The sequence below is a fragment of the Streptomyces sp. WMMB 714 genome (genome assembly GCF_900090125.1).
In the GTDB taxonomy this organism is placed as follows: domain Bacteria; phylum Actinomycetota; class Actinomycetes; order Streptomycetales; family Streptomycetaceae; genus Streptomyces; species Streptomyces daqingensis.
This window is the reverse complement of sequence record NZ_FMHJ01000004.1, coordinates 188,157-210,702: the sequence shown is the minus strand read 5'-3', so window position 1 is coordinate 210,702 and position 22,546 is coordinate 188,157. Positions and strand designations below refer to the sequence as shown.

At 71.3% G+C, this 22,546-nt stretch carries 22 protein-coding genes and 2 pseudogenes; 12 read left to right on the top strand and 12 right to left on the bottom strand.

Going from position 1 to position 22,546, the window contains the following annotated elements; translation table 11 throughout:
- Positions 1 to 21: 21 nt before the first annotated feature.
- On the top strand, positions 22 to 594 hold the full coding sequence (locus H181DRAFT_RS08680; RefSeq protein ID WP_045863701.1) for a bacterial proteasome activator family protein: 573 nt from the start codon (positions 22 to 24) through the stop codon (positions 592 to 594).
- Positions 595 to 763: 169 nt separating this feature from the next.
- Here the strand turns inward: H181DRAFT_RS08680 and H181DRAFT_RS08675 are convergent, their stop codons facing one another.
- The 3 genes from H181DRAFT_RS08675 to H181DRAFT_RS08665 all read right to left on the bottom strand — a co-directional run bounded on the left by H181DRAFT_RS08675 (position 764) and on the right by H181DRAFT_RS08665 (position 3,787).
- Positions 764 to 1,528 (bottom strand): TrmH family RNA methyltransferase, encoded by a 765-nt coding sequence (locus H181DRAFT_RS08675; protein WP_045863956.1) that lies wholly within the window; start codon positions 1,526 to 1,528, stop codon positions 764 to 766.
- 82 nt (positions 1,529 to 1,610) lie between these two features.
- The gene (locus H181DRAFT_RS08670; RefSeq protein WP_254666780.1) at positions 1,611 to 2,867 is read right to left on the bottom strand and encodes an HTTM domain-containing protein; all 1,257 of its coding nucleotides are present in this window, start codon (positions 2,865 to 2,867) and stop codon (positions 1,611 to 1,613) included.
- A gap of 215 nt (positions 2,868 to 3,082) precedes the next feature.
- Positions 3,083 to 3,787 carry a DUF5819 family protein gene (locus H181DRAFT_RS08665; RefSeq protein ID WP_229711821.1) on the bottom strand — a complete coding sequence of 235 codons (705 nt, stop codon included), beginning with the start codon at positions 3,785 to 3,787 and terminating at the stop codon, positions 3,083 to 3,085.
- A gap of 147 nt (positions 3,788 to 3,934) precedes the next feature.
- Between H181DRAFT_RS08665 and paaA the strand changes: the two genes are divergently transcribed.
- From paaA to H181DRAFT_RS08640, 5 genes are all read left to right on the top strand, one after another.
- Entirely contained in the window at positions 3,935 to 4,996 is a 1,062-nt protein-coding gene (paaA, locus tag H181DRAFT_RS08660) for a 1,2-phenylacetyl-CoA epoxidase subunit PaaA (protein WP_045863954.1), read from the top strand.
- Positions 4,993 to 5,280 (top strand): 1,2-phenylacetyl-CoA epoxidase subunit PaaB, encoded by a 288-nt coding sequence (gene paaB, locus H181DRAFT_RS08655; RefSeq protein WP_045863699.1) that lies wholly within the window; start codon positions 4,993 to 4,995, stop codon positions 5,278 to 5,280. The genes paaA and paaB overlap by 4 nt, the downstream gene beginning before the upstream one ends.
- Before the next feature lie 80 nt (positions 5,281 to 5,360).
- Complete coding sequence (paaC, locus tag H181DRAFT_RS08650; protein ID WP_045863953.1) at positions 5,361 to 6,047, top strand: 1,2-phenylacetyl-CoA epoxidase subunit PaaC; 687 nt, start codon at positions 5,361 to 5,363, stop codon at positions 6,045 to 6,047.
- A 68-nt stretch (positions 6,048 to 6,115) separates the two neighbouring features.
- Entirely contained in the window at positions 6,116 to 6,589 is a 474-nt protein-coding gene (gene paaD, locus H181DRAFT_RS08645; RefSeq protein ID WP_045863952.1) for a 1,2-phenylacetyl-CoA epoxidase subunit PaaD, read from the top strand.
- An 8-nt stretch (positions 6,590 to 6,597) separates the two neighbouring features.
- Positions 6,598 to 7,764, top strand: coding sequence for a 2Fe-2S iron-sulfur cluster-binding protein (locus H181DRAFT_RS08640; RefSeq protein ID WP_045863951.1), 1,167 nt, complete (start codon positions 6,598 to 6,600; stop codon positions 7,762 to 7,764).
- Between the two features lie 159 nt (positions 7,765 to 7,923).
- Here H181DRAFT_RS08640 and H181DRAFT_RS08635 read toward each other — a convergent pair whose 3' ends face one another.
- Genes H181DRAFT_RS08635 through H181DRAFT_RS08625 form a run of 3 tightly spaced genes read right to left on the bottom strand, consistent with a single transcriptional unit; the run spans position 7,924 to position 9,800 of the window.
- The gene (locus H181DRAFT_RS08635) at positions 7,924 to 8,265 is read right to left on the bottom strand and encodes a rhodanese-like domain-containing protein (RefSeq protein WP_045863698.1); all 342 of its coding nucleotides are present in this window, start codon (positions 8,263 to 8,265) and stop codon (positions 7,924 to 7,926) included.
- A 14-nt stretch (positions 8,266 to 8,279) separates the two neighbouring features.
- Positions 8,280 to 9,410 carry a hypothetical protein gene (locus H181DRAFT_RS08630; protein WP_254666765.1) on the bottom strand — a complete coding sequence of 377 codons (1,131 nt, stop codon included), beginning with the start codon at positions 9,408 to 9,410 and terminating at the stop codon, positions 8,280 to 8,282.
- A 51-nt stretch (positions 9,411 to 9,461) separates the two neighbouring features.
- Entirely contained in the window at positions 9,462 to 9,800 is a 339-nt protein-coding gene (locus H181DRAFT_RS08625) for a winged helix-turn-helix transcriptional regulator (RefSeq protein ID WP_045863949.1), read from the bottom strand.
- Between the two features lie 168 nt (positions 9,801 to 9,968).
- On the opposite strand from H181DRAFT_RS08625, the gene H181DRAFT_RS08620 reads away from it, so the two are divergent.
- Complete coding sequence (locus H181DRAFT_RS08620; protein ID WP_045863697.1) at positions 9,969 to 10,628, top strand: FMN-dependent NADH-azoreductase; 660 nt, start codon at positions 9,969 to 9,971, stop codon at positions 10,626 to 10,628.
- 202 nt (positions 10,629 to 10,830) lie between these two features.
- On the opposite strand, the gene H181DRAFT_RS08615 is transcribed toward H181DRAFT_RS08620, so the two are convergent.
- Positions 10,831 to 11,502 (bottom strand): TetR/AcrR family transcriptional regulator, encoded by a 672-nt coding sequence (locus H181DRAFT_RS08615; protein ID WP_045863948.1) that lies wholly within the window; start codon positions 11,500 to 11,502, stop codon positions 10,831 to 10,833.
- A 97-nt stretch (positions 11,503 to 11,599) separates the two neighbouring features.
- Here H181DRAFT_RS08615 and H181DRAFT_RS08610 point away from each other — a divergent pair, with 97 nt between their 5' ends.
- Entirely contained in the window at positions 11,600 to 12,850 is a 1,251-nt protein-coding gene (locus tag H181DRAFT_RS08610) for a cytochrome P450 family protein (RefSeq protein WP_078895598.1), read from the top strand.
- A 236-nt stretch (positions 12,851 to 13,086) separates the two neighbouring features.
- On the opposite strand, the pseudogene H181DRAFT_RS29845 reads toward H181DRAFT_RS08610, so the two are convergent.
- Positions 13,087 to 13,431, bottom strand: a pseudogene (locus tag H181DRAFT_RS29845) (MarR family transcriptional regulator); the annotation flags it as partial.
- A 195-nt stretch (positions 13,432 to 13,626) separates the two neighbouring features.
- Positions 13,627 to 13,767, bottom strand: a pseudogene (locus H181DRAFT_RS30155) (helix-turn-helix domain-containing protein); the annotation flags it as partial.
- Positions 13,768 to 13,962: 195 nt separating this feature from the next.
- On the opposite strand from H181DRAFT_RS30155, the gene H181DRAFT_RS08600 reads away from it, so the two are divergent.
- Both H181DRAFT_RS08600 and H181DRAFT_RS08595 read left to right on the top strand, forming a co-directional pair.
- On the top strand, positions 13,963 to 15,174 hold the full coding sequence (locus tag H181DRAFT_RS08600) for a cytochrome P450 (protein WP_045863695.1): 1,212 nt from the start codon (positions 13,963 to 13,965) through the stop codon (positions 15,172 to 15,174).
- 182 nt (positions 15,175 to 15,356) lie between these two features.
- Entirely contained in the window at positions 15,357 to 16,229 is an 873-nt protein-coding gene (locus H181DRAFT_RS08595; RefSeq protein ID WP_139131683.1) for a DUF4232 domain-containing protein, read from the top strand.
- Between the two features lie 170 nt (positions 16,230 to 16,399).
- Here the strand turns inward: H181DRAFT_RS08595 and H181DRAFT_RS08590 are convergent, their stop codons facing one another.
- From H181DRAFT_RS08590 to H181DRAFT_RS08580, 3 genes are all read right to left on the bottom strand, one after another.
- Positions 16,400 to 17,002 carry a TetR/AcrR family transcriptional regulator gene (locus tag H181DRAFT_RS08590; RefSeq protein WP_074467776.1) on the bottom strand — a complete coding sequence of 201 codons (603 nt, stop codon included), beginning with the start codon at positions 17,000 to 17,002 and terminating at the stop codon, positions 16,400 to 16,402.
- A gap of 53 nt (positions 17,003 to 17,055) precedes the next feature.
- The gene (locus tag H181DRAFT_RS08585; protein ID WP_045863693.1) at positions 17,056 to 18,570 is read right to left on the bottom strand and encodes an FAD-dependent monooxygenase; all 1,515 of its coding nucleotides are present in this window, start codon (positions 18,568 to 18,570) and stop codon (positions 17,056 to 17,058) included.
- Between the two features lie 203 nt (positions 18,571 to 18,773).
- Complete coding sequence (locus tag H181DRAFT_RS08580) at positions 18,774 to 19,511, bottom strand: IclR family transcriptional regulator (RefSeq protein WP_045863692.1); 738 nt, start codon at positions 19,509 to 19,511, stop codon at positions 18,774 to 18,776.
- A 169-nt stretch (positions 19,512 to 19,680) separates the two neighbouring features.
- Between H181DRAFT_RS08580 and thrC the strand changes: the two genes are divergently transcribed.
- A complete protein-coding gene (thrC, locus tag H181DRAFT_RS08575) occupies positions 19,681 to 20,925 on the top strand; it encodes a threonine synthase (protein WP_139131682.1) in 1,245 nt (414 codons plus the stop codon).
- A complete protein-coding gene (locus H181DRAFT_RS08570) occupies positions 20,922 to 22,529 on the top strand; it encodes an N-acyl-D-amino-acid deacylase family protein (protein WP_045863691.1) in 1,608 nt (535 codons plus the stop codon). Before thrC ends, H181DRAFT_RS08570 begins: the two co-directional genes overlap by 4 nt.
- Positions 22,530 to 22,546 lie beyond the last annotated feature (17 nt).

Below are 22,546 nucleotides of genomic sequence, written 5' to 3'. Positions count from 1 at the left end.
CCGGACATGCAGAATGGGGGCATGACACAGCCGAGCAACGAACGTCAGCGGGAGAACCAGCAGGTCCTGGTCGTCGGCCCGGACGGCATGGCTCTCGGCAGCGCCGACCCCAAGGGCGGTGGCGGGGAGGACGACGAGCAGGCTGAGGTTCCCGTCACGGAGATGGTCGAGCAGCCCGCGAAGGTCATGCGGATCGGCAGCATGATCAAGCAGCTGCTCGAAGAGGTGAAGTCCGCTCCGCTCGACGAGGCGAGCCGCGTACGGCTGAAGGAGATCCACACCAGCTCGATCAAGGAGCTCGAGGACGGCCTCGCCCCCGAGCTGATCGAGGAGCTGGAGCGGCTCTCGCTGCCGTTCACCGACGGCTCCGTGCCGACCGAGGCCGAACTCCGCATCGCGCAGGCACAGCTGGTCGGCTGGCTCGAAGGTCTCTTCCACGGCATCCAGACCGCCCTGTTCGCACAGCAGATGGCCGCCCGCGCGCAGTTGGAGCAGATGCGCAGGGCGCTGCCCCCCGGCAGCCTCCCGGAGGAGGGCATCCTCGGGGACCAGGAGTCCGGCCGGTCGCCCCGCTCGGGCGGGCCCTACCTCTGAGCAGCTCCGACGGAGCGTCCAGCTGCCTGGGAGCGCCGTCCCCGTCTGGGCGTTACGGCGGGCACGGGCCTGCTCGGTACGGGCTGTACAGGTTTGTACGGGCTGTGTACGGCGAACGCACGAGCGGGCCCGTAGGGGCGTGAAGGGCGTGGTGTGCGGGTCTGCGGGTTCAGTCCCCGGCCGGCGGGCGCCCCGCCATCCAGTGGTAGAGCGTCATGGCCACGCTGGTGGCCAGGTTGTAGCTGGAGACCTGCGGCTGCATGGGCAGGGCGAGCAGGTGGTCGGCGCGGTCCCGGAGTGCGGCGGACAGGCCGTGCCGTTCGGAGCCGAAGGCGACGAGCGCGTCGTCGGGCAGCGCGATCGTGCGGATGTCCTCGCCCTCCGGGTCCAGTGCGAAGAGCGGACCGGACGGCAGAGCTTCCGGCTCGCACTGCTCGACCACCGTCGCGAAGTGCAGTCCGGCACTGGCCCGCACCACGTTCGGGTGCCAGGGATCGACACTGCCGGTGGTGAGCACTCCCGCCGCCCCGGCCCCGGCGGCGAGCCGGATCACCGCACCGACGTTTCCCAGGTGGCGGGGGTTGTCGAGCACCACGACCGGTGCCGTGCGGACGTCATGGGGCGCACCGCCGGCGGGCGTACGGGTCAGCGATCCCCCGGAGCGTCCACTGCCCCGGACGGCCAGCGCGGCGACGCCGGTCGGATGCGGGCGCGGCACGAGCCCGCTCAGCGTCTCAGCGGGCACCTCGCGCAGCATCTGCGACAGCGGGCCGGTCAGGTCGGGGGCGAGTTCCTCCGCCAGCGCGAGCACCGCGCGACGGTCCGCGGCCAGGGCGAGCGGAACCCGCGCCTCGAACCGCAGCGCGTGCTTCAGGGCGTGGAAGCCGTCGAGCAGCACGCTGTCGGCCGACGTCGCGCGCCACTGCCGCAGCAGCGCCTCCGTCCCGGCAGGGGGCTCGGCGGCCCCCTGCCCGTCGTGCACGTCGTTCACGCGGCCGGTCGTCCTGTCATGCGGGTCAGCGTACGGACACGTTCTCGCCGGACCGCTGGCGCGGCACGGCGGACCGGCCGTCGTCGTCAGCGCCGGCGTTTCCGTCCGCGCCGGTGCCGGGCCTGCCCAGCCGGGACAGGAGCCGCTTCCGGCCCCCCGAGGCGCGCGCGCCCATCCACAGCAGCGCGGCGGTCGGCAGGAACACCGCGTCCGCCGCGACCATCGCCATCGAGAAGAACGGCAGCCCCAGCAGCACGGCGATGCTGAGATGCTCGGTGATCATGGCGGCGAGCAGCACGTTCTTCACACGCCGGTTGAAGAGCGCGAACGGGAAGGCCACCTGGACGGCGACCGTGCCGTAGGTGATGAGCAGCATCAGGAGGCCGCTGCCCGCCAGGACGGAGTTCAGCTCGGGCCAGGGCGAGAAGTAGTCCAGGTTCATCGGGTAGTAGACGGCCGTGCCGTCCTGCCAGCGGGACCCCTGGATCTTGTACCAGCCGGCCGTCGAGTAGATCAGGCAGACCTCGACGACGATGACCAGCAGCGCCGCGTTGTGCACGAGGTTGGCGAGCATGTCGCACACGGTGCGGACCTCGCTGTGCGGCGCGTACCGGCCGGCCAGGCGCCACACGGCCTGCGACGCCCACAGCGCCCAGAAGAACAGGCCCCAGCCGATGCTCAGCCCGCCGAGGGCCGTCGCCCCGACCATCACCGCGCCGAAGACGGCCCACAGCACGACGCCGACCGCGTCCGACTGCACGGCCCGGCCGTCTCCGCCGCCGCGGCGGCGCAGGCGGCGCGCGTCGAGGGACCACACCTGGCCGCACCGGGTGAGCACGAGGTACATCGCCATCAGATGGATGACGTTGTCGCCGCCGTCGCCCATGAACACGCTGCGGTTCTGCAGCGACAGCACGCCGATCATGAACAGCACGGACGACGTGCGGGAGCGCCAGCCGATCAGCAGCGTGACGCTGGAGAGGATCGCCAGGACGTACACGAACTCGAACCAGGCGGTGCTGTCCGTCCAGAGCAGGACGGTGAAGGCATGGTTCGACTCGACGAGCCTGTCCGCCAGGTTCCAGCCCCACGGGCCGTCCGGTCCGTACAGCTCGTGGCGGTGCGGCAGTTCGCGCAGGAGGAAGAAGAGCCAGGTGGCGGCGAAGCCGATCCGGACGATCGCCGTCTGGTAGGGAGCGAGGGCGCTCCCGGTGATGCGGGCGACGCCCCGTGCGAACGCGCTGTCGGGCGGGTTCGCACCGTCCGCGGCTTCGCCGGGCAGGGCCCCAGGTTCAGGGGGGTGGGGGGCGTCCCCGGCCGGAGGGTGGTTCCGGCTCTCGTACGGGTCGGTGCGCGTGGGCTGCTGCTCGCTGCCCGCGTGGGGAGGGCCGTCCGCGTAGGGGGTGTGCTGCCCGCCGTCCGCGGGCGGGGCCTCTGCACGGCCGCCGGCCCAGGAAGGCCCGCCGGTGCGCTCGCCGTGGGGTCCGTACTGCTCGCTCACTTCTCCCAGCCCCCCGGAATGTCCGCGCTGCCGACCTGCCACCAGGGCTGGACCCGGTAGTCGGTCTTCGTGTCCGCCTTCTCGTCGCTCCAGGGCGGCGGCGCCACCGGCGTGGTCGCGGAGCGGACCTGGATGCGCTCCACCGTGCCGCCGTTGAGCTCGGTACCGAAGCGGAGCATCACTATTCGCTTGATGTAGGTCTCGGACAGATCGCCCCGCAGTCCGACGGGCTTGCCCTTGTCGTCGTGCGAACCGTTGTAGAACTCCCACGCCCTGCGCAGCTCGTTCTGCTGGATGTGGCTGGGGGCGACGTTGTGGTCGATGTCCTCGCCGTCCATGGCGGAGAGGTTGACCCAGCCGGTCGTCTCCGTGCCGCCGTCGGGCTTGGCGACCTTCGCGCGGGCGTGCACGGCTATGTTCTGCTGCAGCGGGTTGGGCGCGAACAGCTTCCAGTTCTGTTCGAATTCCGGGTAGATGTAGTCGTCGACACCCTGACCGTGCTTCTTGGTCATGGTGTTCGAGGGCGCGACGTGCAGGAAGACCATCACCAGGTGGACGGCCACGGCGACGGCCACCGCCGCCACGGAGACAGCCATGATCATGCGCGCGGGCAGCGACATGGCCGCGTGACCTCCGCCGCGCGCCTCCCCAGGCCGCCCGCCGCTCTCCGGCGGCGGTGCCTGCTGCTCTGCTGGCTCCATGCCCTCCCCTGCTCCCCACGTCCATGTCCCGAGGTACGGCCTCAGAGATTATTCGAGCCTTGACACCCTATGGGGCCGCACCTCACCATTGAACCGAACGATCGGTCGGTAGGCGGCGCGGCTTCGGCCGTCGGCAAGGGGGTCGAGATGACATCGGTGCTGCTCGGCGAAGGCGCACAGAGCTCCGAGGGTCCCGCGGACCCGCTTGCGGATTTCGAGGGCGCGATCGCCGCGGACGAGCGGATCGAACCGCGGGACTGGATGCCGGACGAATACCGGAAGACGCTGGTCCGGCAGATGGCCCAGCACGCGCACTCCGAGATCATCGGGATGCAGCCGGAGGCGAACTGGATCACCCGCGCCCCGTCGCTGCGCCGCAAGGCGATCCTGATGGCCAAGGTGCAGGACGAAGCGGGCCACGGCCTGTATCTCTACAGCGCCGCGGAGACTCTCGGCACCAGCCGCGAGGAGCTGCTGGACAAGCTGCACTCGGGCCGCCAGAAGTACAGCTCGATCTTCAACTACCCGACTCTGACCTGGGCGGACGTGGGCGCCATCGGCTGGCTCGTCGACGGCGCCGCGATCACGAACCAGGTGCCGCTGTGCCGCTGCTCCTACGGGCCGTACGCCCGGGCGATGATCCGCGTCTGCAAGGAGGAGTCCTTCCATCAGCGGCAGGGTTTCGAGTTGCTGCTCGCGCTGAGCCGCGGCACCGAGGCCCAGCACGCCATGGCGCAGGACGCCGTGGACCGGTGGTGGTGGCCGTCGCTGATGATGTTCGGCCCGCCGGACGACGAGTCCGCGCACAGCGGCCGCTCCATGGCCTGGAAGATCAAGCGTCATTCGAACGACGAGCTGCGCCAGCGCTTCGTCGACATCTGCGTGCCGCAGGCCGAAGCGCTCGGCCTGACCCTCCCCGACCCCGATCTGCGCTGGAACGAGGAGCGGGGCCACTGGGACTTCGGCCCGATCGACTGGGAGGAGTTCCGCCAGGTGCTGCAGGGCAACGGGCCGTGCAACGAGGAGCGGATCGGCCGCCGCAGGCAGGCGCACGAGGACGGCGCCTGGGTGCGGGATGCGGCCGCGGCGTACGCGGCGAAGCGCGGCACAGGCCGGCCAGCGGCCCCGGCACAGGCCCAGCCGCAGACACAGCCGCAGACACAGAGCCAGGGACAGCACGACGGGGAGACGGCGGTGAGCCCACGATGAGCAGCAGCGACTGGCCTCTGTGGGAGGTGTTCGTGAGGAGCAGGCGCGGCCTGTCGCACACTCACGCGGGCAGCCTGCACGCGCCCGACGCCGAACTGGCGCTGCGCAACGCACGCGATCTCTACACGCGCCGCTCGGAGGGCGTCTCCGTGTGGGTGGTGCCGTCCGAGGCGATCACCGCGTCCTCCCCCGACGAGAAGGACCCCTTCTTCGCGCCCGCCGCGGACAAGCCGTACCGCCACCCCACGTTCTACGAAGTACCGGAAGGGGTGCGGAACCTGTGACGCGTTCCCAGGACGCCCCTGCCGACGACGGGGCAGCCACGCGCACGGAGGCGGCGGCGCTCGGCAGCCCGCTCCTTCCGCTGGCCGACGACGCGCTCGTCCTCTCGCACCGGCTGGGGGAGTGGGCGGGTCACGCGCCGGTGCTGGAGGAGGAGCTGGCGCTGGCCAACATCGCCCTCGACCTTCTCGGTCAGGCGCGGGTGCTCTACTCCGAACTCGGCGACGAGGACGAACTCGCCTTCCTGCGCGAGGAACGGTCCTTCCGCAACTGCCAGCTCGTGGAGCAGCCCAACGGCGACTTCGCCTGCACGATGGTCCGCCAGCTGTACTTCTCCGCCTACCAGGAGCTGCTCTTCGGCCAGCTCGCGGAGCTCGGCGATCCGCTCGCCGCGAAGGCCGTCAAGGAAGCCGAGTACCACCGCGACCACGCCGAGCACTGGACGCTCCGGCTCGGTGACGGCACGGAGGAGAGCCACGCCCGTGCGCAGCGGGCCGTGGACGGCCTGTGGAGGTACACGGGCGAGCTGTTCGAGCCGCTGCCGGGGCCGGCGCCCGTGGGCGCGGTCGACTGGGCGGCGCTGAGAGCGGGCTGGACGGAGCGGGTCACGCGCGTACTGACGTCCGCCACCCTCACGGTTCCGGACAGCCCGCAGAGCGGGGCGTGGGCGGCGGGCGCGGGCCGTCAGGGCCTGCACACCGAGCCGTTCGGGCGGATGCTCGCGGAGATGCAGCACCTCCACCGCAGCCACCCGGGGGCGTCGTGGTGACCGGCACGGCGCGCGGCACGGCAGGCGCCGGGACCTCCGCGTCCGCCGCCGGGCGGCGTCCGGAGGAGCTGTCCGCGGTGGCGGGCTCCGTCCCCGACCCCGAACTCCCCGTGGTGACACTCGCCGAGCTGGGTGTGCTGCGGGCCGTTCGGGAGCGCACTCCCGGCGGCCCCGTCGAGGTCGAGATCACTCCGACGTACACCGGCTGCCCCGCGATCGAGACCATGGCCGCGGACATCGAGCAGGCTCTGCGGGAGCACGGCGTCGCGGAGGTCTCCGTGCGCACCGTCCTCGCTCCCCCGTGGAGCACGGACGACATCACGGCCGAGGGGCGCCGCAAGCTCTCCGAGGCCGGCATCGCACCGCCTCGCGGCGGTTCCTCCGGCGGCTCCGGGCCCGTCCCGCTCACGCTGGCCATCCGCTGCCCCAACTGCGGTTCGACCGAGACGAGCCTGATCAGCCGGTTCTCCTCCACAGCCTGCAAGGCGCTGCGCCGCTGCGAGGCGTGCCGGGAGCCGTTCGACCACTTCAAGGAGGTGTGAGCGGCGCCGTGAGCACCTTCCACGCACTCCGGGTCGCATCCGTCGACCGGCTCACGGACGACTCGGTCGCACTGACCATCGCCGTGCCGCCCGAGCTGCGCTCCCTGTACGGCTACGCGCCCGGCCAGCACATCGCCCTGCGCCGGCACCGCGGCGAAGGCACCGGCGGTTCGGCGGGAGACGATGCGGGCTCTGCGGCGTACACGGGCGCGGAGGTCCGGCGGACGTACTCACTGTGCGCCCCCGCCTCGGACGCGCCGGAGACGCTGCGCGTCGGCATACGCGGCATCGAGGGCGGCGACTTCTCCACCTACGCGGTGAAGGAGCTGGCCCCGGGCGACATGGTGGACGTCCTGCCGCCCGCCGGCAGGTTCGTCCTCGAACCCCGGCCCGGCCACTTCGCCGCCGTGGTGGGCGGCAGCGGCATCACTCCCGTGCTCTCCATCGCCGCCACGCTCCTCGCGCGCGAGCCCGAGGCGCGCTTCTGCCTGATCCGCAGCGACAGGTCGACGGCGTCGACGATGTTCCTGGAGGAGGTGGCCGACCTCAAGGACCGCTTCCCGCACCGCTTCCAACTCGTCACCGTGCTCTCCCGGGAGGAGCAGCAGAGCGGCCTGCCGTCCGGCCGTCTCGACACGGAGCGGCTGAAGCAGCTTCTGCCCGCGCTGCTCCCCGTCGAGGAGATCGCGGGCTGGTATCTGTGCGGCCCGCTCGGCCTGGTCGAGGGGGCGTCGCGGGCGATGCGCGAGCTGGGCGTACCGCGGGGCCGCATCCACCAGGAGATCTTCCACGTCACCGACGCCCCGACAGGTGCCGGCGAGGGGGCCCGGGTGCCGGGCACCGGTCCGCGGGCGGCAGGTTCGCCGGGTGCCGGGGCGGACGGCGCAGCCGCTGCCCGCGCCGCCGCGGTCACGGCCACTCTCGACGGACGTTCGGGATCCTGGCCGATGGCCGAGGGCGAGTCCGTGCTGGAGACGGTGCTGCGCCACCGCGCCGACGCACCGTTCGCGTGCAAGGGCGGCGTGTGCGGCACCTGCCGGGTGCGTCTGGTCTCGGGCGACGTCCACATGGAGCGCAACTACGCCTTGGAGGAGGACGAGCTGGAGGCGGGGTACGTGCTCGCCTGCCAGTCGCGTCCCCTCACGGCAGCGGTGGAGGTGGACTTCGACGGCTGAGGCCGGGACAGGTTTCAAGGCCCGGGCCGGTGCCAAGGCGCGGGGCCAGGAGCGGGGACGCCGGACCGCGCTGCTCCCGTCCTGCGTGCGGCGCTCTGCCTGCGTGCGGCGCCTTGCCTGTCCGCGGCACCTGTCGGCGCGGGCCGTCAGGAGAGACCGTCAGGCGACGTGCGCCGGGTCCGTGTCGCCGGTGAGGGGGCGTCCCGCCGCCTCCCAGGCGAGCATGCCGCCGTCCACGTTCACCGCGTCGACGCCCTGCTGGCGCAGATACTGCGTGACCTGGGCCGAGCGCCCGCCCACGCGGCAGACCACGTAGACCCGCTCGCCCTCGCCTGCGCGCTCGGTCAACTCACCGACCCTGCCGACGAATTCGCTCATGGGGATGTGCAGTGCGCCCTCGGCGCGGCCCGCGGCCCACTCGTCGTCCTCGCGGACGTCCAGCAACAGGGCGTCCGCGGGCACCGACGCGATGTCGACCTGCGGCAACTGACCGTTCTGCATTGCTCGGCTCTCTCTCAGTTCTCTTCCGTGGCCGTGCCGGCGTCACCCGCGCCGCCGCGGCCGCTGTCCGCACCGGGGGCGGCGGCGCCGTCCGCACTCTCCGCGGCTTCGGGTCCGCCCGCCGGGGCCGGCGCGGACACGTCCCCCGCAGGCACGTCCGCCGGGGCCGAGCCCGCCGCTGCGGACGGCTCGCCTTCCGGCTGCACCGCTCCGCCGGCTTTCATCACCTCGGTCAGGCGCCCCAACTCCGCCTCCCGCTCGGCCACTTGCTCCAGCAGCTGCTCGGCGATCTCCTCCAGCAGCTTGTCGGGGTCGTCCGGGGCCATCTTCAGCATCGCGCCGATCGCGCTCTGCTCCATCTCGGCCACCATGGCGGTCAGCGCCTCCTTGCGCTCCGCCAGCCATTCCAGCCGGGCGTACAGCAACTCGCTCTGCGGCAGCCGCGCTTCGGGTTCCTCCTCGCGCGGCCCTGCCTCCCACTCCTCCAGCAGTTCGCGCAGTGCGTCCGTGTCGCCGTCCCCGTAGGCATTGTTGACGCGTACCAGGAACTCCTCGCGCCGTTTGCGCTCCGCCTCCTCCTGCGCCAGGTCGGGATGGGCCTTGCGGACCAGCTCCCGGTACGCCTTGCGCGCCTCCTCGCTGGGACGCACCCGGCTCGGCGGCCGTACGTTCCGCTCGGTGAGCATGGCGGAAGCCTCGGGCGAAAGCCCCTCGGAGTCGATCCAGCCGTGGAACAGCTCCTCGACCCGGGGCATCGGCAGCACCGCCGCCCGCAGCTCCCGCGCCTTGCGCAGGTCGTCCGGGTCGCCGCTGATCGCCGCGACGACCTCGGCGATGCTCGCGTCCAGCTCGTCCAGGCGCGCGTACATGGGGCCGAGGCGCTGGTGGTGCAGGCGGGAGAAGTTCTCGATCTCGATGCGGAACGTCTCCACCGCGATCTCGTATTCGATCAGCGCGGTCTCGGCGGCCCGTACCGCCCGCTCCAGCCGCTCCGTGCTCGGCTCCGGGGCCTGCCCGTCCCCCTCCGGGGCGGGCGGCTGCTCCGGTGATCCGGCAGGGCCGGGCACGCCGTCCGGCTGCCCTGTGTCGTCCGGCTGCCCGGGCTGCTCCGGCTCTTCGGCTTGCGCTTCCGGGTTCGCTTTCATCGGGCCCACCCTACGGAAGGGCGTCCGGCCTTCCCAGCGCGCCTGCGCGGATCACGCGCGGAACTCCTGCGGGCAGCCGGCCGCTTCGTCGGGCAGGTGCGCGTCCGCCCAGCGCGTGAGCTCGGTCATCGCGGGCTTGAGCGCCAGGCCCGCGTCGGTGAGCCGGTAGCTGACCCGCAGCGGCGGGCCCTCCTCCACGGTCCGTACGACCAGGCCGAGCGCGCCCAGCTCGCTCAGCCGGTCGGAGAGCATCCGCTCGCTGATGCCCGGTACCGCGCGGCGGAGCTGCGCGAAGTGGCCCGGCCCGTTCATGAGCGCGGCCAGGACCAGTCCGGTCCAGCGCTTGCCCAGCATCTGGAAGACCCGCGTGATCCCGCTCTCGGGCGCCATGCACTGCTCGACAGCGGGCGCCGCTTCCCCCTGCGTCTGGTTCCCGGGCTCTGCCATGGCTCAAGGGTACTGCGCCGGGACAAGGGGATGAAAAAAAGTAAGCTCCTGTGTTATCAATAGTTGCAGCACTAAAGAGCACCTGCTTACGCATCCTAAGGAGCTTCCCTCATGCCGACCCTGCTTCACATCGACTCCTCGCTCTTCCCGCAGGAGGGTTCCGTCTCGCGCGCCGTCGCCGCGTCGTTCCGCACCGCGTGGGAGGAGCAGCACCCGGAGGGCACCGTCGTCCACCGGGACCTGGCGGCCGACCCGCTGCCGCACCTCGACCAGACGGCCGCGGCGGCCGGCTTCGCCGCACCGGACGACCGCACCCCCGAGCAGGCCGCCGCCTACGCGCTCCGCGACCGGCTGGCCCGGGAGCTCGAGGAGGCGGACGCCGTGCTGATCGGGGCGCCGATGTACAACTACACGATCCCCTCGACGCTGAAGGCGTGGGTCGACCACGTGATCCTGCAGGGGCGCACCGCGGGCACGGACAAGCCCTCCGGAGCGGGCACCCCCACCGTGGTGGTGGCCAGCCGCGGCGGAGGCTACGGTCCCGGCACCCCGCGCGAGAGCTTCGAGTTCGTGCAGAACTACCTGGGCAAGGTCCTGGGCGAGGTCATGGGCCTGGACGTGGAGTTCGTGGTCCCCGAACTCACGCTGGCCCCCGTCACCCCAGGCATGGAGTCCCTCGTCGACCAGGCGGAGGTCTCACGTGCCCGGGCGCACGAGGCGGCGGAGACGCACGCCAAGAACCTCGCCGCCCGGCTCGCCGCGGCCGCCTGAGCACCGGGCCGCACGGGTCACCGGGCCCCGGGCCCTCGGACCCCGGGCCCCCGGGGTCCCTTGACCCACGAGCCACCCGGCCACCGAGCCCACCGGCGCCTGCCGGCGGGCTCGCGGGCGTACGGGCGGGGCGGCGTTCCGCGCAGGCGGTACGGCAGTCCGTACGGGCAGGCCATGCGCACAGGACGGACGCCGGCCCCGGTCAGCCCCTCCCCGCGCCCCCTGCTCCGGACCCCGTCTGCCTGCCGCGCTGCCCGCCGTGCAACTCGCGCAGCGCACCCGCCAGTTGATCTCCGGTGAGGGGTTCCGCCGGCAACGGCGACGCCCCCTCCCTGCGCAGCCCGTCGACGAACAGGGCCAGCAGCCGCCGCCACGAGCCGGGTGAGGCCGCCTCCGCTGCGGGGACCGCACGTCCCACCACCGCCAGAGCGAACAGCAGGTCCTCGACCGAGAGATCGTCGCGCGCCGTCCCCTCGGTCACGCATCGCGCCAGCAGCCCGCGGAAGGTCTCGGCGTTGTGCGCGTGGAGGGCGTCCAGCGTCGGCACGCCCTCCACGCCGGTGGTCAGCAGATCGGTCGCGCCGCGGTCGGCGGCGAGGCCCGCGAAGAGGTGCTCGACGTAGGAGACCAGCCCGTTCCAGGGGTCCTCCGCCCTGCGCGCTTCCTCACCGGCCCCGACGGTGGCCGTGAGCATGTCGTGGAAGACGGCTTCGATGAGGGACGCACGGTCCGGAAAGCGCCGGTAGAGCGTGGCGTTGCCGACTCCGGCCCGCCGGGCGATCACGTCGAGCGGCGCCTCGACGCCCTGCTCCGCGTAGACCTCGCGGGCCGCCGCGAGGACCGCCTCGCGGTTCCGCTGCGCGTCTCGTCTCACGCAGCGCACCGTACCCGACCGTGGAGCACTCCCCACTTCCCTGCTACCGTCGCATAAGTGGGGAGCACTCCTCACTTGACTCTCTCTGGAGCTGCCGATGAGCGCCGAGACCGCCGACACCGGACACCCGAACCCTCCCCGCTCCGCCTCCGCACCGCCCCCCGTCGACCTGACGGGCGAGGCGCGGACACTGCTGACCGCCCCCTACCCCCTCTACGCGCGGCTGCTCGGAGAAGGGCCCGTCCAGCACGTCCGGCTGACCGGCGTGGGCCCCTGCTGGATGGTCCTCGGACACCGCGAGGTGCGTGCGGCTCTCGCCGACGACCGGCTGCGCAACGACATCCGGCACTCCGCGAACTGGGACGACGACGGCACCTACGCCGTGGGCCCCAACATGCTCCAGGCGGACCCGCCGGCCCACACCCGGCTGCGGAGGCTCGTCGCCCGCGAGTTCACGGCCCACCGCGTCCAGGCCCTGCGTCCCCGCGTCGAGCGCATCGCCGGTGAACTCGCCGACGCCGTCGCCCGGGAAGGCCGCGCCGACCTCGTCGAGGACTTCGCCTTCCCCCTGCCCATCACGGTGATCTGCGAACTCCTGGGCGTACCCGCCGCGGACCGCACCGCCTTCGGCGCGTGGTCGACGGAGATCGTCGCCCCCTCCTCGCCGGAGGCGGCCACGGCGGCGTCCCGGTCGATGGGCGCCTACCTCCTCGATCTCATCGGACGCAAGCGCCGAACGCCCTCCCCCGACGCGGGCGACCTGCTGCACGCGCTCGTCCGCACGGCCGACGAGGACGGCGGCGCACTCACAGCCGACGAACTCCTCGGTATGGCCTTCCTGTTGCTCGTCGCCGGGTACGAGACCACCGCCAACCTGATCTCCAGCGCCGTCCGGCTGCTCCTCACCCATCCCGGCCAGCTCGCCGCCCTCCGAGCGGACCGGACCCTGCTGGAGGGCGCCGTCGAGGAGGCGCTGCGCTACGAACCACCCGCCCAGGCCGCGACGTTCCGGTACACGGCGGAGCCCGTGACGCTGGCCGGTGTCCGCATCCCCCCGGGCGAGACGGTGCTGCTCTACCTCGCGGCCGCCAACCGGGATCCGGCGCGCTTCCCGCACCCCGAGCGCTTCGACATCACCCGCGACCCGGCGGCCACCCGTGCGCACCTCTCCTTCGGCCACGGCATCCACCACTGTCTCGGCGCCCCGTTGGCCCGCCTCGAAGCCTCGATCGCGCTGCGCACGCTGCTGGAGCGCCTGCCCGGCCTGACGCTGGCGGAGGACGCCGGAAAGCCGGACTGGCGCCCCGGCCTGCTGCGCGGCCTGCGCTCGCTGCACGTCCGCTGGTGACACGTCCCGTCACCGGCGGGCAGGGCCAGGCCACCCGTCCACAGGGTCGGCGAGGGGGGCGTCAGGCGGCGTCCATTCACACGCCGCCCCGGATTCGCCCGCGAGCGCTTCACCTGCTCAGAGGGCCAGTTGGACGGGCCAGTTGGACGGGTTCGGCGTCCGCACGGAAGCGAGGCCGCACGGACGCGAGGCCGCGCGGACGCAGGGAAGCGAGGCCGCGAGGGGAGCTCACGAGCTCACGCCAGGAGCGAGCGCCAGCGGTCGGCCGAATCCACCATGTCGAGGATGACCCGTTCCAGGAACGTCCCGGCCCTCTGCAGTCGCTGCCCCACGGGATGGTCGGTCCCGAACTCCTCCGCCGCCGCGATCGCGGCCCGCGCGGAGTCGAGCGTCAGACGTGCGCTGACCACGATCGAGTGGTACCAGGCGTCGTCGTCGACGACGTAGATGTCGCGACGGCGCTGCGGATCGCGCTCGCGCCGCGCGAAGCCCTGCTGGACCAGGAAGTTCACGGCCACGGAGACCGAGGCAGGGCTGACGTTCAGCCTGCGTGCGAGCTCGGCCGCGGTGCGCCTGCCGTCCTCGGACAGCAGCAGGTCGACGTGGACGCGCGCCGTCGTCCTCGGCATCCCCGACCTGACCGCAAGCTCGATGATCTCCTCTTCCGTCCCGCTCGTGCGGCCCGGTTCGCCGGCCGCACGCCGGGGCGCCGGTGAGCCGCGTCGTGCGCGGTGGGCCGTCTCCTGGTGCGCCTGCTGCGGCCGGTAGCGGCCCGGGCCGCCGTGGCGTCCGACCTCACGGCTGATCGTCGACGTCGGACGGCCGAGCCGCCTGGCGATCTCGGCGTAGGAGAGCCCGTCGGCGAGTCCGGCCGCGATGCGCCGGCGGTCCTGCTGGGTCAACCGTCCTCCTGGCATCGGGCCAGTATTGCCTTCGCCGACATTCATTGCAACGCATCATTGCATTCGGACGCAGCGCCATTGCATCAAATTACCGCCTCTCACCTGCACTTACGAGTTGCACTCAATTGACGGAAATCCGAATGCAACGTAGCTTTCGATATGTGCTGAACGCGCAGACGCGCACAACGGGGAGCGGAACGGGGAATGGCAATGGGTGAATCCGTCCACACCGTCAGGGCGATGCCGGAGGCACGGAAGCCCGGCTGCCCCTTCGACCCGCCCGCGGAGCTGCTCGACGCCCGCCGGCACGGCCCCATCAGCCGCTACACCTTTCCCGGCGGCAGGCCCGGCTGGCTGATCACCGGATACGAGCTCGTCAGATCCGTACTGGCCGACCCTCGGTTCAGCTCGCGCAAGGAGCTCATGCTCCACCCGACCATCGACTTCGGGGACATGGAGATTCCGCCGGCGCCACCAGGCGAGTTCCTCCTCATGGACGACCCCCGGCACCGCCGCTACCGGAAGCCGCTGATGGGGAAGTTCACGGTCCGGCGGATGCGGATGCTCACGGAACGCGTCGAGCAGATCACCGCCGACTGCCTGGACGCCATGGAGGAGGCCGGACCGCCGGCGGAGCTGGTGACCGCGTTCGCCAGGCCCGTCCCCGCCATCGTCATCTGCGAGTTGCTGGGCGTGCCGTACGGGGACCGGGGGTCCTTCCAGGAGCAGATCGACTCGTTCATGAACGGCGAGACGAGCGACGAGGACCTGATGGCTGCCTACACCGCGACGCAGGACTACCTCGCGGAACTCGTGGCGGCCAAACGCTCGGACCCCACCGACGACGTGCTCAGCGACCTCACCGACAGCGACCTCACCGACGAGGAGCTGCGGGGGATCGCCCTGATCCTGCTGGCCGCCGGACTCGACACCACCGCCAACATGCTCGCCCTCGGCACCTTCGCGCTGCTGCGCGACGAGGAGCAACTGGCCTCGTTCCGCGGCGATCCCGCCCTGACGGACCGGGCCGTGGAGGAGCTGCTGCGGTACCTCAGCGTCGCCAAGACGTTCATGAGGACGGCTCTGGAGGACGTCGAGCTGGAGGGCCGGACGATCAAGGCCGGTTCGCGGGTGATCCTTTCGTACAACACGGCCAACCGCGATCCGGAGCGCTTCACCGATCCCCACGTGCTCGACCTGCGGAGGCAGCAGGGCGGGCATCTGGCCTTCGGCCACGGCATCCACCAGTGCCTCGGCCAGCAACTGGCGCGGGTCGAGATGAGGGTCGCCTTCCGCGCGCTCTTCGACCGCTTCCCCACGCTGCGGCTCGCCGTCCCCGCCGACGAGGTCCGCCTGCGCCCCGAGACCGCCGACATCTACGGGGTGAAGCGCCTTCCGGTCACCTGGGACGGAGCGCGATGAGTCGCCGCTCGGGACCCCGGGATCCGGGCAGGCGCGTCCGCGAAGGGCGTCCCGCGGCATCCCGGCGGCCGTGAAACATCTGCCCGGACGGGAAAAGTCCGGGATCTCGAATTGCCTCATGCGGTAAAGAATTCTCTCCGGGAAAGCCCACTTGACCGGTTTTCGACCACGTGAATCCTCCGGTGGCCGATCTGAAACAGCCGTCTTGTTGCCTCCATCACATTACCGACGGGGAACCAAGAGATCCCGCCACCTCGTGCTGTCATGAGTACCGCGAGGGCCGGACGACCAACGGCCGCTGCGCGCCGGTCATCACGTACGGGCGCACATTCGCGGAAAGTAATTCATGCAGTATCGGAGGGGGAATTTCCGTGCGCCTCAAGAACAATGTCATCGCTGCCGCCCTTGTGCCCTTGGCGCTCTTTGCAGTGACCGCGTGCGACGGAGCCGGATCCGGCACGTCCAAGTCCGAGAGCGGCTCGTCCGCCGCCGGCTCGTCCAAGGAACCCGATGGTGAGGGCAGCCAGCAGGACGGGAGCGGCGACGGATCGAGCGCGGGCGGAGGCCCGGCGAAGGAGAAGGCCACGTTGGGTTCCGGGGCCGACGGCGGCAGTGGCAAGGGCTCCGGGGGCGGACCGGTCGCGGCCTGTTCGGAGGACAATTCGTCGATGAAGATCGGCGAGGAGCAGTCGGCCGGTCTGCGCTACATGCTGTTCGTGAAGAACGAGGGTTCGGCTCCGTGCAGTATCGCGCCGATTCCCACTGTCGACGCGATCGACGGGGAGACGGGGGAGCCACTCAACGACGGTCAGCGTGACCAGACGTCGGGCGGGAATGTCACCACGCTCAAGCCGAATTACACGGCGTCCGCCTACTTCACGTACGACTCGTCCAAATGCCAGGGGGATTCGGACAAGGGCGCGGCGTCCTTTTCCGTCATCGCGAGCAAGAACAGCATTTTCACTCTCAAGGTACCCGGCGCCCAGGGAAGGTCCCCGTTCATCTGCGGCGGCCCTCTCACCGTGAGCAACTGGACTCTGCCCAAGTACCAGTGAGCCGTTTCTGCCGACCGGAATGAAGAAGCCCAGAAGCTCCTGGTGGCCGGGCGCCGGCCAAGCCCCTGCCCACCAGGAGCTTCGTGCTGCTCGCCGCTTTCCGTCGTCCGCCGAGTGAGCGACCGCTGCCGCGGATCCGGGTGAGCGCAGCCGTCTTCCGGCGGGCCGGTTCAGGACGCCGAGGACGTACCGCGCAGGACCTGGAACGCCTCGTCCACCAGCGTGGGCAGATGTTCGTCGCCGTCGCCGTCCACCCAGTGCGTGAGGGCAGTGGTCAGTGCGGCCAAGGAAGCAGCAGCGAGTACCCGGATGTGCAGCGTGACTTCACCGTCCGCGCGGGCCGCGAGGGCTTGGGCGAACAGTTGCTCCGTGGCGTACTGGTTCTCCCATGTGCGGGCGCGCAGAGCCGGCGTTCTCACAACGAGCCGGGTGCGGACGAGGAGTGCGTCCTTGTCGGTGCCGTAGACGGCGGCGAGACCTCGGGCGAGGGCCCGCTGCAGAGCGGTGAGCGGGTCCTCTTCCGGGGGGCGCTCCTCGATGAGCCGGACGATCAACGGGTCGTAGTCGTCGGTCTCGACGACCGATTCCTTGGTGGGGAAGTGGCGGAAGAACGTCATGTGCGAGACGCCGGCGGCGGCCGCGATCTGCTCGACGGTGGTGTTCTCGTACCCCTGGCTGAGGAACAGCTTCAGGGCGTGCTCCTGAATGCTGCGGCGGGTCTGGGCCTTCTTGCGTTCTCGCAGACCTCTCGGCTGTGCCGGGGACGGTGCCATCTGGAGGTTCCTCCGATAGGTACGGGCCCGGCGGGCCGGGAACGGCGGTTGGATCAGCCATCGCCCGGGCCGAGAGCCCCCCTGAGCCACCGGTCCAGCGATGCCGCCGAAGTACCGCGCCAGGCGAGGTGCGCGTCCGGTCTGACCAGCAGGACCTCACGCCCCTCACCGCGGCCGGGCCTCATCACGGTAACCCCGCCCGTACCGCCGAGTCTGCGGCGGGCCATCATCGCGCAGTCCCCGCCGGGGCGGGGCGTCAGAAGCACCCAGCGGGCGCCGAGTTCGCCGTGCAGACGAGTCACGCTCCCGTCCTCCCGGCGGCACTCCAGGTCCGGGACGCGGTCACCGGGGCGCGGCCCGGGGGCCACCAGGGAGCGTGGCGACCGTCCGGCCAGGGGCCCCTTGCGGTAACCGATCTTCAGCTGGGAGGACTTCTCCCAGATCAGGCGCTGTACGTACGGCCTGTTCATCAACGGGACGAAGACGTGATCGCGTACGAGCCGCGCCGCCGGCGTCCCGCCGAGCACCATGCGCGTCATCGCGCTGGTGGACTCCAGGACTTCCTCCGCGATCGGGCGCCGCTCGCTCTCATAGGTGCCGAGAAGCCCTTCGCCCGCTCTCCCCGCAGCGACCAGGGCCAGCTTCCACGCCAGGTTCTCCGCGTCACCCAGGCCGGTGTTCATCCCTTGCCCGCCGAACGGGCTGTGGACGTGTGCGGCGTCCCCGGCCAGGAGGACCCGGCGCCGGCGGTAGGCGGACGCCAGCCGGCGATGGATACGGAACGTCGAGGTCCACAGCGCCTCCTGGACCTGCACAGACGTCAGACCGGCGTGGTCCCGAACCAGCTCGACGAGCAGGGACAGGATCCTCTCAGCGTCCAGGTCGCCCCCTGTCCCGTTCGGCGCGGGCGCCATGAGCCGCCACACGTCCTCGCCGGGCAGGGGAAAGGCCCCGAGCATCCGGTCTCCGCGCAGCCAGACGGACACCGTCCCCGCGGGGAGGGGCAGAGCGACGCGCACGTCCGCGAGCAGGAAGCGCTCGATGACCGCCACGCCGGGGAACTCGATTCCGGCAGCCTTGCGTACCCGGCTGTGCGCACCGTCGCATCCGACCACCCAGCCGGCCCGGATGCTCCCGCCGCCGGTCTGAACGGACACCCCTCCGCCGTCCTGGTCCAGGGAGAGGACTTCCCGCCCCCATTCGACTTCCACCCCGAGGTCAGCGAGTCTGCGCCGGAGACCCGCTTCCACCTGGGCCTGCGAAATGATCATTCCTGGCCTGGTGACGAGCTTGGTGCGCCGCCCGACGTCCAACCGCGCCATCGGCTCACCGTCGACGTGGGTCAGCACCTGCCGGATGTGGACCGACTCGTCCGGGAGATCTGAGAGTGCTCCGAGACGGTCCAGCACTTCCGCTCCACGCGGCTGCAGACCCAGCGCCCGTGAGGTGTCGGCCGGCGCCTTCGCCTTGTCCACGACCCGTACCGGCACCCCGGCGGCCCGCAGGCCACAGGCGAGGGCGAGGCCAGTGGGCCCGGCACCCACTACGACCACGGTGGAGAAGATCATCTGGGGCTCCTGCAGGACTTCTACGCGTTAGTGACTAACTCATGTTAGTCACTAACGTAAAGCGGGAGCAATACGTCCCTCTCGAATCGGGCGGCAGATCCGCGGTCAGCGGTGAGCAAGCACGGCGAGAACAGCGGGAAACGACCTCCCGAACGCCCCCGGCCTCTCCGGTTCGAGCCAAGCCGGGCCCCGAGCGGCCGGGCTCAGTAGCCGAGGGCGCGCTCGATGTCCGCGGCGGCCGCGAGCACCCGCGGCACGAAGGCGCGCAGTTCGTCCTCGCCGACCACCACGTTCGGCACGGCGAGGTCGATCGCGTAGTGCACGCGCCCGTCCGGCTGCTTGACCGGTGCCGCGACGGCGGAGACGACGGCTTCGTGCTCACCCAGGTTGAGCGCGTACCCCTGCTGCCGGACGGCGTCCAGCTCGCGCAGGTAGTCCTCGGCCTTGGTGATGGTGCGGTCGGTGTTCACCGGGTAGTCGAGGCCCGCCGCGAGCGCGGCCCGTTCCGCCTCCGGAAGGTAGGCGGCGACTGCCTTGCCCATGGCCGTGCAGTGCAGCGGCGCGGGCGTTCCGATCTGCGAGTACATCTGGACGGGCGAACGCCCCGCGTATTTGTCCACATAGATGACCGTGGGGTTCTCGAAATACCCGAGGTGCACGGTCTGGCCGGTCTGCGCGTTGAGCCCGCGCAGGACGGGGGCGGCCACCTCGCGGACGTCCATCCCCGCCACCACGCGGTAGGCGACCTGCAACAGCTGGCTCCCGACGTGGTACCTGCCCGTCTCGTCGCGCCGGGCGAAACCCTCGTCGGCCAGGAGCTGGAGCAGCCGCACGGCTGTGGAGAGGCTGACGCCGTGCGACTGCGCGACCCGGCTCGCCGTAGCCGGTTCCTCGGACAGTGCGGCGAGGACTCTCAGCCCGCGCCGGAGGCTCTCACTCATACACCCGTACTCCTCGCTCCGGCTGGGCGGCACGGACCGATCCCTTGACGGCACGAGACACCCGAACTAGCTTCGCGTCATTATACGCAAGGGACTTGCAAAATATGCAAGTGATCGTTGGTTCGGTACCGCCCCTCAGCGAGTGCGTGAGACGGCGTGGAGGAATGACGTGGCACAGCCCGGATCGTTCGCAGCTCTCGGTGAATGCACCATGTGCGCCCGCAAGCAGGACACGGCGTTCCCGGACTACTGCGTGCACTGCGGCGGCTCGGTGGTGCTCCCTCCCACCGGGCCGCCCTTGCCGGACACCACGAACCTGCCGGGCATGTGGCGCTACGCGGGCCGGTTGCCGATCACACCGGAGACCGCGTGGCTGAGCATGGGGGAGGGCGGCAGCCCCGTCGTCCCGGCAGCCGGTACCGCGGACTGGTGCGGTGTCGAGCGTCTGCTGTTCAAGCTCGACCATCTCAATCCGTCGGGTTCCTTCAAGGACAGGGCGACCGCTGTGGGAATGGCGCAGGCCGTGCGGCAGCGAGCCAGCGCCGTCGTGTGTGCCTCGAGTGGCAACGCGGCGGGTTCGACAGCCGCGTACGCGGCCAGGGCGGGCCTGCCGGCAGTGGTGCTGATGCCGGAGGCGGTGCCCCCGGGAAAGGCCGCTGTCGCCCGCGCGCACGGCGCGGCGGTGCTGCGGGTCCGCGGGGACTACAGCAACACCTTCCGCGCGGCACGGGAACTGGCCGGCCGCTTCGGGTGGATCAACCTCACCACGACCTTCGTCAACCCGGTCGCCGTCGCAGGCCTGAAGAGCGCCGGATACGAACTGGCAGGTCAACTGGCCGATCCGCCGGACTGGATCGTGGTGCCGGTGGGCGCGGGCCCGCTCGTGCACGGCATCGCGACCGCCTACCGGGAGCTGCACGGCTCGGGGGACGTCGCGGGGGTACCGCGGATCCTCGGGGTTCAGGCCGAGGGCTGTGCGCCGGTCGCGGAGGCTTTCGCCCGCGGTGCGGCCGAAGTCGCCCCTTGGCAGCGCGTGCGGACCCGGATCTCGGCGATATCCGACCCGCTGCGCGGCTATCCGTCCGACGGCACCTACACACTGCGGCTGGTGCGCGAAACGGGCGGAGCCATGGCGACGGTCGCCGACGCCGACGCCGACGAAGCCGCGAACCAACTCGCTCACCGGGAAGGGCTGCTCATCGAATCCGGCGCCGCAGCCGGCCTGGCAGCGGTCCGGACCGCGCGCGAGCGCGGCACGGTCCGCGGGGACGAGAGCGTCGTCTGCATGCTCACCGGTCACGGCATCAAGACGTTGTCCACCGACGTCGACCCGGGCCCCGTGATCACCGGTACCGACGAGGCGGTGCGCCGGCTCCGGACGCGCACCGAACTGGCGGAAGGAATGGCGGGGTGAACCGGAACCGGGTGCTGCTGCACGGCGGCGAGGTCGTCGACGGAACAGGTGCCGAACGCCGCCGCGCCGACGTGCTGGTGGAGAACGGCCGGATCAGCGCCGTCGCCGGCATCTCGCGCGACATCGACGCCTCCGTCATGGACGTGTCGGGATCGGTCGTCTTTCCCGGCTTCATCGACGTGCACGCACATGACGACTTGGCGCTGCTGCGGCCGGACGGGGTCGAACCGAAGGTCATGCAGGGCGTGACCGTGGACGTGGTCGGCAACTGCGGGCACGGTTGCGCGCCGGTGGCCACCGATCCGCTGATGCAGGCGTCCTATTCCGGGCCGGTTCTCGGCCGCTTCCCCGAGTCGCCTCCCTGGCGGAGCTTCCCGGAGTATCTGGACCACCTGAGCGCGACCGGGCTGCGCACGAACGCCGTGGCTCTCGTACCGCACGGAGCGCTGCGCGCCTCGATCTCCGGCTACGCCCGCAGACCGCTGGACGACCGCGAACTCGCCCGCGCCACACGTGATCTGGACGAAGCCCTGGAACGGGGTGCGGCCGGCCTGTCACTCGGTTTGATGTACGCACCCGGCGACGCGGCCGACCGTTCCGAACTGCTGGCGCTGGCGCGAGTCGTCGCCGCCCGCGGACGGATCCTCGCGGCACACATCCGCAGCGAAGGGGACGACATCGCCGGCTCCCTGCGGGAGTTGCTCGACATCGCACGGGGCAGCGGGGTAAGGGTGCAGCTGAGTCACCTCAAGGTGGTCTCGCCGCGCAACAAGGGGCGCATGCCGGAGATCCTGACCCTGCTCGACGCCGCGCGGTCGGAAGGTATCGACATCACCGCCGACGTCTATCCGTACACGGCAGGCAGTACGACCGCCGCGGCGCTGTTCCCCAACTGGGCACTCGCAGACGGTGTTCCGGGACTGCTCGCCTCGCTGGACGCCCCGTCGGAACGCGCCGAGATCGTGGCGAGCATGCACCGGCCGTGGCGCCGTCAGGAGAACAACTTCCGGGCACTCGGCGCGGACGGCATCCTGCTGGCCGGCTTCCGGCAGCCCGTCAACGAACACTACGAGGGTGCCCGGTTGTCCGATGTGGCGGACGAACGCGGCGAGGACTCCGCGGAGTGCCTGTGCCGGCTCATGACCGAGGAGCGCGGCGAACTCACCGTCGTCATGTTCCAGATGGACGAAGCCGATGTGACGGCCGCACTGTCCTGGCCGTGGTCCCTCATCGGATCGGACGGCCTGCCCGTCCAGTCGCCGTACACGCATCCACGGATGTACGGCACCTTCGCCCGGGTGCTCACCGAATACGTCCGCGAGCGCGGGTTGCTCACTCTTGAGGAAGCGACCCGGCGAATGACCGCTCTGCCCGCGGAGCGCTTCCGGATTCCCGCAAGAGGCGTCATCCGAGCGGGTGCCGCCGCCGACCTGGTCGTCGCCAGTCCCGAACGCATCGAGGATCACGCGACATTCGCAGCTCCGCGCCGCTTCCCGGAACACGTCCGCGCCGTACTGGTCGACGGCGAGTTCGCGACGCTCGACGGGGCCGCTACCGAAAGCACGGCGGGTGCTCTGCTGCCGATCGAGAGAAGTACCGCCTGAGGAACAGAAGGTTCACC

Coding starts and splice junctions, on each gene's coding strand:
- H181DRAFT_RS08680 (WP_045863701.1), top strand. CDS start 22: ATGACACAGCCGAGCAACGAACGTCAGCGGGAGAACCAGCAGGTCCTG.
- H181DRAFT_RS08665 (WP_229711821.1), bottom strand. CDS start 3,787: ATGGAGCCAGCAGAGCAGCAGGCACCGCCGCCGGAGAGCGGCGGGCGG.
- paaA (WP_045863954.1), top strand. CDS start 3,935: ATGACATCGGTGCTGCTCGGCGAAGGCGCACAGAGCTCCGAGGGTCCC.
- paaB (WP_045863699.1), top strand. CDS start 4,993: ATGAGCAGCAGCGACTGGCCTCTGTGGGAGGTGTTCGTGAGGAGCAGG.
- H181DRAFT_RS08635 (WP_045863698.1), bottom strand. CDS start 8,265: ATGCAGAACGGTCAGTTGCCGCAGGTCGACATCGCGTCGGTGCCCGCG.
- H181DRAFT_RS08630 (WP_254666765.1), bottom strand. CDS start 9,410: ATGAAAGCGAACCCGGAAGCGCAAGCCGAAGAGCCGGAGCAGCCCGGG.
- H181DRAFT_RS08625 (WP_045863949.1), bottom strand. CDS start 9,800: ATGGCGCCCGAGAGCGGGATCACGCGGGTCTTCCAGATGCTGGGCAAG.
- H181DRAFT_RS08620 (WP_045863697.1), top strand. CDS start 9,969: ATGCCGACCCTGCTTCACATCGACTCCTCGCTCTTCCCGCAGGAGGGT.
- H181DRAFT_RS08610 (WP_078895598.1), top strand. CDS start 11,600: ATGAGCGCCGAGACCGCCGACACCGGACACCCGAACCCTCCCCGCTCC.
- H181DRAFT_RS08600 (WP_045863695.1), top strand. CDS start 13,963: ATGGGTGAATCCGTCCACACCGTCAGGGCGATGCCGGAGGCACGGAAG.
- H181DRAFT_RS08590 (WP_074467776.1), bottom strand. CDS start 17,002: ATGGCACCGTCCCCGGCACAGCCGAGAGGTCTGCGAGAACGCAAGAAG.
- H181DRAFT_RS08585 (WP_045863693.1), bottom strand. CDS start 18,570: ATGATCTTCTCCACCGTGGTCGTAGTGGGTGCCGGGCCCACTGGCCTC.
- H181DRAFT_RS08580 (WP_045863692.1), bottom strand. CDS start 19,511: ATGAGTGAGAGCCTCCGGCGCGGGCTGAGAGTCCTCGCCGCACTGTCC.